The sequence below is a fragment of the Nonomuraea sp. SYSU D8015 genome (assembly GCF_008065375.1).
Classification (GTDB): domain Bacteria; phylum Actinomycetota; class Actinomycetes; order Streptosporangiales; family Streptosporangiaceae; genus Nonomuraea.
The window spans coordinates 98460-110489 of the sequence record NZ_VJYI01000016.1 but is presented as its reverse complement, the minus strand read 5'-3'; the positions used below and the strand labels follow the sequence as shown (position 1 = coordinate 110489).

Genomic DNA, 12030 nt, shown 5'->3' with positions numbered 1-12030 from the left:
CTCGACGCGAAGGGCCCGGCCGTGGCGGCCGGGCCCTTCGCTGTCTATTCGGCTAGCCGACGCTCATTCAGCCGGCGATGTTGCCGGTGCGGTACTCGAGCGCCTTGGCGGCGTTGAACTTGTTGTCCGCGCCGTACTGGTAGATGCCGATGGTGGCGACGGCCGGGTCACCGGCCTCGTTGAACTCGACCGGACCGCTCACGCCGTCGTAGTCGATGTCCTTGCCGGCCTTCAGCAGGTCGACGCACTCCTTGAAGTTCTTGCACTTCTCGCCGCCCTTGCTGACCTCGCCCAGCTTCGTGGCGATGTCGGCGCCCGCGTCGCTCTTGGCGGCCTCGGCTGCCAGCGCGATCAGGTTGGCCGCGTCGTAGGACTCGGGGGCGTAGCTGAAGTCCGTCAGCTTCTTGTCGATCTCGAGGAGCTTCGTCCGGAACTCCTCGGGGGACGCGGCGCCGGGGTAGGTGCCCTTGACGCCCTCGAGCGTGCCCTTGGGCATCTTCAGGTAGTTGGCGTTGGACATGTTGCCGTCCACCATGTACCACTTGACCTTGTCGGCCGGCATGCCCTGCTTGACCAGCTCGCTGACGACCTTCTGGGTCTCGTCGAAGCCGATCAGCACGACGGCCTTCGGGTTCTTCGCCTTGATCTTGGCGACGTCGGCCGAGAAGTCGGCGGCCTTCGGGTCGTAGTCCACGCGCTCGACCACTTCGGCGCCGCCGTCGCTGACGGTCTTCTGCACCTGGTCGGCCAGGCCCGTGCCGTAGGAGTCCTGCATCGCCATGATGCCGACCGTGTCGTTGCCGTCGGCGATGATCAGGTCGCCCAGGACGCGGCCCTGCAGCTTGTCCGGCGGGGCCGTACGGAAGTAGAGGCCCTTGTCGTCGATCGTGGTGAACTTGTCGGAGGTGTTCGCGGGCGAGAACTGCACCACGCCGGCGCCCACGATCTTGTCGATCACCGACTCCGACACCGACGAGGAAGCGGCGCCGATGATGGCGTCCGCCTTCTGCGCCAGCAGCTTGTCCACCGACTGCGAGGCGATGTTCGTGGACGTGTCACCCGAGTCCGTGTCGAACTTCTGCACCGGCTTGCCGAGCACGCCGCCGGCCTCGTTGATCTCCTTGACAGCCAGGTTGACACCAGCGAACTCGGGCGGGCCGAGGAAGGCGAGCGAACCGGTCTGGGGCAGCAGTGTGCCGAGAGTAAGAGTGCCGTCGCCCTTCGTGGCGGCAGGCGCCGAGGATGCCGGCGCCGATGGCGAGGTCTGCGTGGCGGTGTTGCTGCCGCCACCGCCGCAGGCTGTCAGGGCCAGGCTGGTGGCAGCCACGACAGCCAGCGCCCGCCCCACGGGAGCAATGCGGATCATGAAGTGTCTCCTTCATTCCAGGCCGGGATCCGTCAGCACCGCCGAGCGTTCCCGATTCGAATGGTGGAAACGTACAAAATGGCTGGCTGGGGCACTAGATGCCATGGGCAACTGTCGGCACTTGGATGCGGAGTCGTAATCAGTCCTCAACTTACGGACCTGCGCAAGCATGCCTAATGTGCGCACGTGAAGCGCATAACGCTCCCCCTCGTCATGGCGGCCGTCCTTGCCGGTTGCGGCACGTCGGAGCCGCCCCCGCCGCCGTCCGGGGACCCCCCGCCCGGCGTATCGGTGTCCCTGGGGCAATGGCGTTCCGACGAGCCCGTCCACAGGATGCAGGTGGCGGTCCGCAATACCACCGACACCCCCGTCTATTTCGCCGACGTCCAGCTCGTCACGCCGTCTTTCAAAACCCTCCCGCCGGAAAGGGCTGACACCACCATCAAGCGGACAGACAGGACGGACATCCAGATCCCGTACGGTGCCGCCAACTGCTCCCCGCAGGGCCTGCCCGAGGTCCAGCCGGCGACCGTCGTGGCGCACGTCAGCACCGGCTCGGAGCGGCCGCGCAAGGTGGTCTTCCCGGTGCCGCACCCCGACCCCCTGCTGGCGCGGCTGCTGCGGGACGAGTGCTCCCAATTCCTGATCGAGCAGGCGGTGAGCATCGAGTTCGGCCCAAAGTGGACGGTGTCGGGCAAGACCATGCGGGGCGAGCTGGTGGTCACCCGGCGCGGACCCGGCACCGTGGCGCTGAACGAGATGGGCGGCACCACCCACTACAACGTCACGCCCGAGGGCGAGTCGCTGGGCGTGCTGGACGCGGCGGAGCAGCGGCTGGTGGCGCCGATCGCGCTCGCGCCCAGCCGCTGCGACGCGCACGCGTTCGGCGAGGCGAAGAAGGCGTTCCTGTTCCCCGTGCGGGCGAGCATCGACGGGGGCGAGGAACGCGTGGTGACCGTGGTGCCGCCCAAGCCGCTGCAGGACCGCCTCGTCACCTTCGCGCTGAAGGCGTGCGGCCTGGGCTGATGAGCAGGTTTCTCATCAGAGATCCCTAGCCCTGGATGTTGCCCGTGCGGTACTCCAGCGCCTTGCCCGGGTAGGTGTTGTCGGCCCCGTACTCGTAGACGCCGATCGTGGCCACCGACGGGTCGCCGGCGGCGTCGAAGTCGATCGGGCCGCTCACGCCGTCGTAGTCGATGTCCTTGCCGCTCTTGAGCAGGCCCGCGCAGTCCTTGAAGGTCGTGCACTTCTCGCCGCCCTTGCTGACCTCGGGCAGCTTGGAGGCGATGGACCGGCCGCTGTCGTCCTTGGCCGCCTCGGCGGCCAGGGCGATCAGGATCGCGGCGTCGTACGACTCCGCGGCATAGGTGAAGTCCTTCAGGTCCTTGTCGACCTCCAGGAGCTTCTTCCTGAAGGCGTCCGGGGCCGCGGCGCCCGGGATGGTGCCCTTGACGCCCTTCAGCGTGCCCTTGGGCATCTTCAGGTAGTTGGTGTTCGACATGTTGCCGTCCACCATGTACCACTTCACCTTGTCGGCCGTCAGCCCCTGCTTGACCAGCTCGCTCACGACCTTGGCGCCCTCCTCGAAGCCGATCAGCACGACCGCCTTCGGGTTCTTCGCCTTGATCCTGGCCACGTCGGCGGAGAAGTCCGCCGCCTTGGGGTCGTAGTCCACCCGCTCCACCACCGTGGCGCCGGCCTCCCCGGCCGTCCTGGTGATCTGGTCGGCCAGTCCGGAGCCGTAGGAGTCCTGCATGGCCAGGATGCCGACCGTGTCGTTGCCGTCGGCGGCGATAAGGTCGCCCAGGACGCGGCCCTGCAGCTTGTCCGGCGGGGCCGTACGGAAGTAGAGGCCCTTGTCGTCGATCGTGGTGAACTTGTCGGAGGTGTTCGCGGGCGAGAACTGCACCACGCCGGCACCGGTGATCTTGTCGATGATCGACTCGGACACCGACGAGGACGCGGCGCCGATGATGGCGTCCGCCTTCTGCGCCAGCAGCTTGTCGACCGACTGCGAGGCGATGTTCGTGGTCGTGTCGCCCGAGTCGGTGTGGATCTTCGCGATGGGCTTGCCGAGCACGCCCCCCGCCTCGTTGATCTCCTTGACTGCCTGGTCCACCGCGGCGAACTCGGGCGGGCCCAGGAATGCCAGCGAGCCGGTCTGCGGCAGCACCGTGCCGAGCGTCAGCGTGCCGTCGCCCTTCGCGGCGGCTGCCGGCGCCGACGTGGCGGGCTGCTGGGCGGAGGTGTCGCCACCGCCCCCACCACAGGCCGTCAGGGCGAGGCATGCCGCGGTCGCGACGGCCAGAACGCGCCCCGCTGGAGCAATGCGGATCATGAAAGAGACTCCCTATCCCAGCGAAGAAACGATCTCCTTCGCCGTGTTTTCCCAGCTCAGCATGCCTGGCCGCAGAGAGTGCTCCGGTTTTCTGCACGGCTTTTATGCAGACTTGTGATGTCCCGAACACCTACAGTAAGGACATGTTTCTCCAGAGTTACGGTCGGCCCCAAAACGGAAAGGTCCTGATCCGGAACATCCGGATCAGGACCTGAACGGAGAGCCGCCGCTCAGCCGGCGATGTTGCCGGTCCGATACTCCAGCGCCTTGGCCGAATTGAACTTGTTGTCAGCCCCGTACTGGTAGACGCCGATCGTGGCCACCGACGGATCGCCCACGTCGTTGAAGTCCACCGGGCCGCTCACGCCGTCGAAGTCGACGTCCTTGCCGGCCTTCAGCAGATCGACGCACTCCTTGAAGCCGGAGCACTTCTCGCCGCCCTTGCTCACCTCGACGAGCTTCGCCGCGATGGCCGCCCCCGAGTCGCTCTTGGCCGCCTCCGCGGCCAGCGCGATCAAGGTCACCGCGTCGTACGACTCCGCCGCGTACGTGAACTCGGCCAGATCCGCCTTGACCGCCAGCAGCCGCTTCTGGAACGCCTCAGGCGCAGCCGCCCCCGGCAGCGTCCCCTTGACGCCGTCCATCGTGCCCTTCGGCGTCCTCAGGTAGTTGGTGTTCGACATGTTGCCGTCCACCATGTACCACTTGTGCTTGTCGGCCGTCAGACCCTGCTTGACCAGCTCGTTCACGACCTTGGCCGTCTCCTGGAACCCGATCAGCACGATGCCCTTCGGGTTCTTCGTCTTGATCTTGGCGACGTCCGCCGAGAAGTCCGCGGCCTTCGGGTCGTAGTCGACCCGCTCCACCACCGTGGTCCCCGCCGCCTCCGCCGTCTCGGTCACCTGGTCGGCCAGGCCCGTGCCGTAGGAGTCCTGCATCGCCAGGATCCCGATGGTCTCGTTGCCGTCCGCCGCCACCAGGTCGCCCAGGACACGACCCTGCAGCTTGTCCGGCGGCGCCGTACGGAAATAGAGGCCCTTGTCATCGATCGTGGTGAACTTGTCGGAGGTGTTCGCCGGCGAGAACTGCAGCACCCCCGCCCCCGTGATCTTGTCGATGACCGACTCCGACACCGACGACGACGCCGCGCCGACGATCGCGTCCACCTTCTGCGCCAGCAGCTTGTCCACCGACTGCGAGGCGATGTTCGTCCCCGAGTCACCCGAATCCGTGTCCGACTTGGCGACCGGCTTGCCCAGCACCCCGCCGGCCTCGTTGATCTCCTTGAGCGCCAGGTCCACACCCGTGAACATGGGCGGCCCCAGGTACGCCAGCGAACCCGTCTGCGGCAGCACCGTGCCGATCATCAGCGTGCCGTCCCCCTTGCCCGCCGGAGAGGACTGCACCGAAGCGGTGCCCGAAGCCTGCGGAACGGCCGTGGTGCCACCGCCCGAGCACGCCGCCAGAGCCAGGCACGCCGCGGCGGCCACGACCGGTGCGCGGAAAATACGGATCATCGAAAGCGTCTCCGTTCGAAGATGAGCGGACCTTCCATCCGCCCATCAGTTACGCGCGGAGACGCCACCGGAGAAAGCACCCGAAGCCGGTTGGATGCCCAGTCGTGACCACACCACAACCCATCAGGCCAAAACGCCTGATATAGGGCTCCCTCAGGACTGCTTGGCCGCGTCGTCGATAACGATCTGGGCAACCTCACGCATGCTCAGCCGCCGATCCATCGACGCCTTCTGGATCCACCGGAACGCCTGCGGCTCCGTCCAGCCGTGCTGCGCCATCAACTGACCCTTGGCCCGCTCCACCAGCTTCCTGGTCTCCAGCCGCTCCGACAGGCTCGACACCTCGGCCGCCAGCGCCACCATCTCCTCGTGCCTGCTGACCGCCATCTCGATCGCCGGCACCAGATCCGCCTTCGTGAACGGCTTGACCAGATAAGCCATCGCCCCCGCGTCCCGCGCCCGCTCCACCAGGTCACGCTGGGAGAACGCGGTCAGGATCAGACACGGGGCGATCCGATCGGCCACGATCCGCTCGGCCGCGGAGATCCCGTCGAGCACGGGCATCTTGACGTCCAGGATGACGAGATCGGGCTTCAGCTCGGCGGCCAGCCGGATCGCCTGCTCACCGTCCCCGGCCTCGCCCACGACGACGTAGCCGTCCTCCTGGAGCATCTCCTTGAGGTCGAGGCGGATCAGGGCCTCGTCTTCCGCGATCACTACTCGCCGCTGCGTACTCACGAGCAGAAGAGTACCGATGTCCGGTAGATTGGAGCCACGTCGGATCGATGTGGTCCCAGGTTGGGCTAAGCTTCGATCACGCGATACCCAAGAGTCCGGAAATTTCGGACAACGGCCCCGGTATTCCAATTGGCAGAGAAGATGGCCTCAAAATCCATTCAGTGTGGGTTCGAGTCCCACCCGGGGCACTGACTAACCGCCCGGTTCTCTCGGCCAGGCGGTTTTGTCGTACTCGGCTGCGACACTCTCCGCATGCACGATCTCGCCCTTCGTGACGAAGCCCTCCGCCTGCTCGCCTCGGGACTCAGCATCAGCGAGGCGAGCCGCCAGACCGGTGTCAGCCCGGCCACTATCCACCGATGGCGCAACAAGCCGTCCCATGACCTCCCGGCGACCCGCACCTGCCCCCGTTGCGCATCGCCTGCCCTTCTCCCCGCACCGGCCGGCAGTTACGCCCACCTCCTGGGCCTCTACCTGGGAGACGGCCACATCGTGCGCTGTCGCAAGGGGGTCTACCAACTCTCCATCTTCTGCGACGACAACTGGCCCGGCCTCATCGAGGAAGCCGCTGCCACCATGGCCCGGGTGATGCCGAACCCGGTGGTGAGTCGTCGCCGACGCAACGGGTGCACGGAGGTCAAAAGCCTCTGGAAGCACTGGCCCCACTTGTTTCCGCAGCACGGCCCCGGCAAGAAGCATGATCGCGCGATCGTGCTCGAACCGTGGCAGCGGGAGATCGTCACCGCGCGCATCCCGAATGGTTCGTCCGAGGCCTTATTACTCCGACGGCTGCCGAGGGATCAATCGGGTCCGCCGCGTCCTCCCCAGCGGCGTCCACTGGTACGAATACCCGCGTTACATGTTCAAGAACGAGTCCCGCGACATCCTGGCCCTCCGTGGCGAGGCGCTCGACCTGCTGGGCGTCGCCTGGCGCTACAACAACCGCAACGAGTTGTCGGTCGCCCGGCGGGCGGCCGTCGAGCTGCTGGACCTCTACGTAGGACCGAAACACTGACTACCAGGGCACCGCCCCCGCATCGTCGAAGAACCCGCCTGTCGGGCCGTCCGCAGGAAGGGTGGCGAGCTTGATGACGATGGCGGCGCCGTCGGCGGCGGTGCGGGTGATCGGGAAGGGCAGGTCCTTGGTGAAGTCGGTGGCGCAGGCGCCGGGTGCGGCGGCGTTGACCAGGATGCCGTCCTTGCGGAGCTCTTTGGCGTACTGGACGGTCAGCTGGTTGAGGGCGGTTTTGGAGATCGGGTACGTCGCCGAGGCCGGCAGTCCTGACATGTAGTGATCGGGGTCGGTGTGGTGGGCGAGGGAGCCGACGCCGCTGGAGACGTTGACGATGCGGGCGGCGGGTGATCGTCTGAGCAGGGGAAGCAGGGCGTTGGTGACCGTGAGGACGCCGATGACGTTCGTCTCGAACACCTCGCGCAGGGTCCGCGGCGACGTGGCGCTGGGCGGCTCGTTCAGCGGGCCGGAGATGCCGGCGTTGTTGACGAGCACGTCGAGGCGGGTCAGTCCCGTGGCCACGGCCTCGATCGTGGCCGGGTCGGTGACGTCCAGGACGACCGGGCGCACGTCGGCCCCGGCGGCGCGCAGGCGGGCGGCGGCGGCCTCACCGCGCGTGCGGTCGCGGGAGCCCAGCAGCACGGTCATGCCTCTGGCCGCGAGCCCCGCAGCGACCTCGTGGCCGATTCCTTTGTTCGCCCCGGTCACCAGGGCGGTGATCTTTTCGGTCATGTCATCGAGCACACCATCGCGCCGTGTCGCGGGGCCAACACCGGCTCGGTCATGGCCAATACCCTGAGGGTATGGAGACGCGGGAGCTGGCGTACTTCCTGGCGGTCGCGGAGGAGCTGCACTTCGGGCGGGCGGCCGCGCGGCTCGGCATGGCGCAGCCGCCGCTGTCGCGGGCGATCCAGAAGCTGGAGCGGCGGCTGGGGGTGACGTTGTTCGACCGGTCGGGGCGCGGAGTGTCGCTGACGCCGGCGGGCGAGGTGCTGGCGAGGGAGGCGGCCAAGGTCCTGGACGCGGTGGCGGCTGCGACGGCGCGCACGCAGCGGGCCGGCCGGGTGGAGCCGCGGCTGGTGGTGGCGTTGAAGCCGGGCGGCGACGGCGGGCTCCTGCCGGACATCCTGGAGGCGTATCCGGCCCATCCCGACGCCGTCGAGGTGGAGTTGGTGTTGTGCGGGGTGGCGGAGCGGGCGCGGCTGCTGCGGGACGGGACGGCGGACGTGGCGTTCCTGCACGCCCCGTACGAGGACCTGACCGAGTTCGACAGCGAGCCGCTGCGGGTCGAGGGGAGCGTGGCGGTCATGCCTCCGGGGCACCGGCTGGCGAGCCGTCACATCGTGCGCATGGCGGAGCTGGAGACCGATCCGACACCCTGCTGGCCCGGGCGGCATGCTGACGTCAAGGATCCAGCGACGTTGATGCAGTTGGTCGCGCTGGGCCGGTTGATCGTGGTGGCGCCGGAGTCGGTCCGGGATCATCTGCGGCGGGATCTGGCGTGCGTGCCGGTCGCCGACGGGGCGCCGACGACCGTGGTGCTGGCCTGGACGGAGGGGACGCGGTCGCGAGCGCTGGCGGCGTTCGTCCGCACGGCGACGACGGTCGCCGACCGGCTCTCCCTTGCGGCCACCCCGCAGGGGTGAGGGAGCCCGTCCCGCACGTGCGACGGCCGGTTCAGGGGGCACAGACGCCGTCGCCGGCCGCCCAAGATCTCCACTCTCCTCCGGACGGCCCCGGGCCGACGGCGGCAGGTTCGAGGAGGCGGCGGGGGCGCAGGCAACCGCCGACCCGATCCCCAGACGGCCGGTTCGGGGGAGCGGCGCGCCAGGCCACCCGAGAACCCTCCCCACCCCCAGACGGCCGGCTCGAGGGAGCGGGAGCGCAAGCTACCCGAGAACTCCGCCCCCCGACGGCCCCGCGCCGACGGCGGGCGGGTTCGAGGGGGCGGGGGCCGGGAATAGCCGTGTCAAGATCGATGAATACGGGGGGTGGGCGGGATGCCACTGAGTGTGGTGGATCGGGAGGCGTTCCTGGCGGAGGCGCACATCGGAGGTCTGGCCGTGGAGGCGGGCGCGGACCGGGCGCCGCTGACGGTGCCCGTCTGGTACGACTACCTTCCCGGCGGCGAGATCCGTTTCCTGACGAACGGCGACTCCGTCAAGGCGCGGTTGATCGCGAAGGCGGGCAGGTTCTCGATGCTGGTGCAGCGGGTCAGCCCGACCTACCGGTACGTGTCCGTGGAGGGCCCGGTCGTGCGCACCGGCCCCACGACGCTGGAGGACCTGACGCGCATCGCCGCCCGCTATCTGCCGCCCGACGCCGTGCCCGGCTACGTGCAGGGCTCGGACCTGAACGCGCTGGTGACGTTCAGGATGCGGCCGGAACGCTGGCTCTCGGCCGACCTGGGCTCCCTCGGTTGAGGCGGGCCGCTCCTGAAACGGTATTTTGGCCCCGTGACTGCTATCGATCCCACCTCGACCGGCGCGTTCGGCGTCGGCCTCGCGACCATCGCCGCCGACGGCACCGTACTCGACACCTGGTTCCCCACCCCCGAGCTGGGCGACGCGCCCTTTTCGGGCACTGAGCGGCTGTCCGCCGACGAGGCCGGTGAGCTGGCCTCTCTGACGGGCCCCGACGCGGCGAGGGGCGTGGAGGTGGTGGCGGTGCGCACCGGCATCGCCAAGCTGTCCGAGGCTCCTGTGGATGCGCACGACGTCTACCTGCGGCTGCACCTGCTGTCCGCGCGTCTGATCAGGCCGCACGGGGCGAACCTGGACGGTGTCTTCGGCCTGCTGGCCAACGTGGTGTGGACCAACTTCGGCCCGTGCCCGGTCCCGGACTTCGAGCGGACGCGCCTGCGGCTGAGGTCGCGGGGCGCGGTGACGGTGTACGGGGTGGACAAGTTCCCGAGGATGGTGGACTACGTGCTGCCCGCGGGCGTGCGGATCGCCGACGCCGACCGCGTCCGCCTCGGCGCGCACCTGGCCGGTGGCACGACGGTGATGCACGAGGGTTTCGTGAACTTCAACGCGGGCACGCTGGGCTCGTCCATGATCGAGGGCCGGGTGTCGGCCGGCGTGGTCGTCGGCGACGGCTCCGACGTGGGCGGCGGCGCCTCGATCATGGGCACGCTGTCGGGCGGCGGCAAGCAGGTCATCTCGATCGGCGAGCGGTGCCTGCTGGGCGCGAACGCGGGCATCGGCATCTCGCTGGGCGACGATTGCGTGGTGGAGGCCGGTCTTTACGTGACGGCGGGCACGAAGGTCGCCCTTCCCGACGGCAAGGTGGTCAAGGCGGCGGAGCTGTCGGGCGCGAACGGGATCCTGCTGCGGCGGAACTCGCAGTCGGGCGCGGTGGAGGCGGTGCCCCGTACGGGCACCGGCATCGAGCTGAACGCGGCGCTCCACGCCAACTGAGGCGGCTTGCTGACCACGGCGGCCGGGATCGGGAGCGTGTTTCCCGGTCCCGGCCGCCGGCGTGTCGTCGTGCGCTGCCCTCGCCAGAGAACCGGCCCTGAGGCTGGTGACCGTCCCCCTGGAGAGCCGGCCACCGGCGTCGGCGGGTGGAGCCCAGGTGGCTCCGCCGTGAAGTGAATGCCCCTAGTTGCCGTGGGAGACGGCGGAGCCGACGACGTGGACGCGCAGGGCGTTGGTGGAGCCGGGGGTGCCGGGAGGCGAGCCGGCCACGATGACCACCTTGTCGCCCTTCTCCAGCCGCCCGAGCGACAGCAGCGACGCCTCCACCTGCCGCACCATGTCGTCCGTGTGGTGCACGAACGGCACGTGGAAGGTCTCCACGCCCCACGTCAGCGACAGCTGCCCCCGCACGTGGGGCGCCGAGGTGAAGGCCAGGAGCGGGATCGGGGAGCGGTAGCGGGCCAGCCGCCGCGCCGTCTCGCCCGACATCGTGAACGCCACCAGCGCCTTCGCGCCCACGATGGCGCCCACCTCGGCCGCGGCCCGGGCGATGGCGCCGCCCGTGGTCTCGGGCATGCGCTCCAGCGTGTGCGTGGCCTGCAGGGAGGACTTCTCGGCGGCGCAGGCGATGCGGTCCATCGTGGAGACGGACTCGATCGGGTAGTTGCCGACCGAGGTCTCACCGGACAGCATGATCGCGTCGGCGCCGTCCATGACGGCGTAGGCCACGTCGGAGGCCTCGGCGCGGGTGGGGCGCGGGGAGTTCATCATCGAGTCGAGCATCTGGGTCGCGACGATGACCGGGCGGGCCTTCTCGCGGCACAGCTCGATGATGCGCCGCTGCACGATCGGGACCTGCTCCAGGGGCAGCTCGACGCCCAGGTCGCCGCGGGCGACCATGATGCCGTCGAAGGCCTCGACGATCTCGGGGAGGCGGTCGACGGCCTGCGGCTTTTCGATCTTGGCGAGCAGCGGCAGGCGCACGGCCTCCTGCTCCATGATGTTGCGCACCACGTCGGCGTCGGAGGGGCGGCGCACGAAGGACAGGGCGATCATGTCGAAGCCGGTGCGCAGCGCCCAGCGCAGGTCGGCTTCGTCCTTGTCGGTCAGCGCGGGCGCGCTGACGTTGACGCCCGGCAGGTTGAGGCCCTTGTTGTCGGAGATCATGCCGCCGATGACGACGCGGGTGACGACGCGGTCGCCGTCGATGCGGGTCACCTCCAGCACGAGGCGGCCGTCGTCGACCAGGATCGTGTCGCCGGGGCGCACGTCGTTGGGCAGGCCCTTGTAGGTGGTGGAGACCTGCTCGCGATCGCCCGGCACGTCCTCGGTGGTGATGGCGAAGACGTCGCCGAAGCCGAGCCTGACCGGGCCCTCTTCGAAGGTGCCCACGCGGATCTTGGGGCCCTGCAGGTCGGCGAGCACGCCTACGCCGCGGCCGAGCTCGGCCGCCACCCTCCTCACCCGGTCGAAGACCTCTCGGTGAAGGTCATGAGTGCCATGACTGAGGTTGAACCGTGCCACGTCCATGCCTGCGGCGATCAGCTCGCGGAGGCGTTCTTCGGACGATGTGGCAGGGCCTAGGGTGCAGACGATTTTCGCGCGACGAGTCACGAGTCCTACCTTAATTGGTACAGACC

Annotated in this window: 11 protein-coding genes, 1 tRNA gene and 1 pseudogene; 7 read left to right on the top strand and 6 right to left on the bottom strand. The window is 68.9% G+C overall.

Going from position 1 to position 12030, the window contains the following annotated elements:
- Window positions 1–67 precede the first annotated feature (67 nt).
- Complete coding sequence (locus ID574_RS43965; RefSeq protein ID WP_188194988.1) at window positions 68–1366, bottom strand: ABC transporter substrate-binding protein; 1299 nt, start codon at window positions 1364–1366, stop codon at window positions 68–70.
- Window positions 1367–1552: 186 nt separating this feature from the next.
- Here ID574_RS43965 and ID574_RS43960 point away from each other — a divergent pair, with 186 nt between their 5' ends.
- Window positions 1553–2392: a lipoprotein gene (locus tag ID574_RS43960; RefSeq protein WP_188194987.1), complete on the top strand. Its 840-nt coding sequence runs from the start codon at window positions 1553–1555 to the stop codon at window positions 2390–2392.
- Between the two features lie 25 nt (window positions 2393–2417).
- Here ID574_RS43960 and ID574_RS43955 read toward each other — a convergent pair whose 3' ends face one another.
- The 3 genes from ID574_RS43955 to ID574_RS43945 form a co-directional block, all read right to left on the bottom strand.
- A complete protein-coding gene (locus tag ID574_RS43955) occupies window positions 2418–3704 on the bottom strand; it encodes an ABC transporter substrate-binding protein (protein ID WP_188194986.1) in 1287 nt (428 codons plus the stop codon).
- Window positions 3705–3934: 230 nt separating this feature from the next.
- Window positions 3935–5221 (bottom strand): ABC transporter substrate-binding protein, encoded by a 1287-nt coding sequence (locus ID574_RS43950; RefSeq protein ID WP_188194985.1) that lies wholly within the window; start codon window positions 5219–5221, stop codon window positions 3935–3937.
- A 153-nt stretch (window positions 5222–5374) separates the two neighbouring features.
- Window positions 5375–5959: an ANTAR domain-containing response regulator gene (locus ID574_RS43945; protein WP_223167695.1), complete on the bottom strand. Its 585-nt coding sequence runs from the start codon at window positions 5957–5959 to the stop codon at window positions 5375–5377.
- A gap of 114 nt (window positions 5960–6073) precedes the next feature.
- Here ID574_RS43945 and ID574_RS43940 point away from each other — a divergent pair.
- The 3 genes and pseudogenes from ID574_RS43940 (at window position 6074) to ID574_RS60725 (ending at window position 6974) form a co-directional block, all read left to right on the top strand.
- Window positions 6074–6147, top strand: a tRNA-Leu gene (locus tag ID574_RS43940).
- A gap of 64 nt (window positions 6148–6211) precedes the next feature.
- Window positions 6212–6286 (top strand): annotated as a pseudogene (locus tag ID574_RS62515) (hypothetical protein); the annotation flags it as partial.
- A gap of 532 nt (window positions 6287–6818) precedes the next feature.
- Entirely contained in the window at window positions 6819–6974 is a 156-nt protein-coding gene (locus ID574_RS60725; RefSeq protein ID WP_223167718.1) for a hypothetical protein, read from the top strand.
- Here the strand turns inward: ID574_RS60725 and ID574_RS43930 are convergent, their stop codons facing one another.
- Window positions 6975–7703, bottom strand: a complete 729-nt coding sequence (locus tag ID574_RS43930; protein WP_188194984.1) for an SDR family NAD(P)-dependent oxidoreductase — start codon at window positions 7701–7703, stop codon at window positions 6975–6977.
- A gap of 71 nt (window positions 7704–7774) precedes the next feature.
- On the opposite strand from ID574_RS43930, the gene ID574_RS43925 reads away from it, so the two are divergent.
- From ID574_RS43925 to dapD, 3 genes are all read left to right on the top strand, one after another.
- Window positions 7775–8617, top strand: coding sequence for a LysR family transcriptional regulator (locus ID574_RS43925; RefSeq protein WP_188194983.1), 843 nt, complete (start codon window positions 7775–7777; stop codon window positions 8615–8617).
- A 354-nt stretch (window positions 8618–8971) separates the two neighbouring features.
- On the top strand, window positions 8972–9394 hold the full coding sequence (locus ID574_RS43920) for a pyridoxamine 5'-phosphate oxidase family protein (RefSeq protein ID WP_188194982.1): 423 nt from the start codon (window positions 8972–8974) through the stop codon (window positions 9392–9394).
- 33 nt (window positions 9395–9427) lie between these two features.
- A complete protein-coding gene (gene dapD, locus ID574_RS43915; protein WP_188194981.1) occupies window positions 9428–10390 on the top strand; it encodes a 2,3,4,5-tetrahydropyridine-2,6-dicarboxylate N-succinyltransferase in 963 nt (320 codons plus the stop codon).
- A gap of 183 nt (window positions 10391–10573) precedes the next feature.
- Here the strand turns inward: dapD and pyk are convergent, their stop codons facing one another.
- Complete coding sequence (gene pyk, locus ID574_RS43910; RefSeq protein ID WP_188194980.1) at window positions 10574–12004, bottom strand: pyruvate kinase; 1431 nt, start codon at window positions 12002–12004, stop codon at window positions 10574–10576.
- Window positions 12005–12030: the final 26 nt, after the last annotated feature.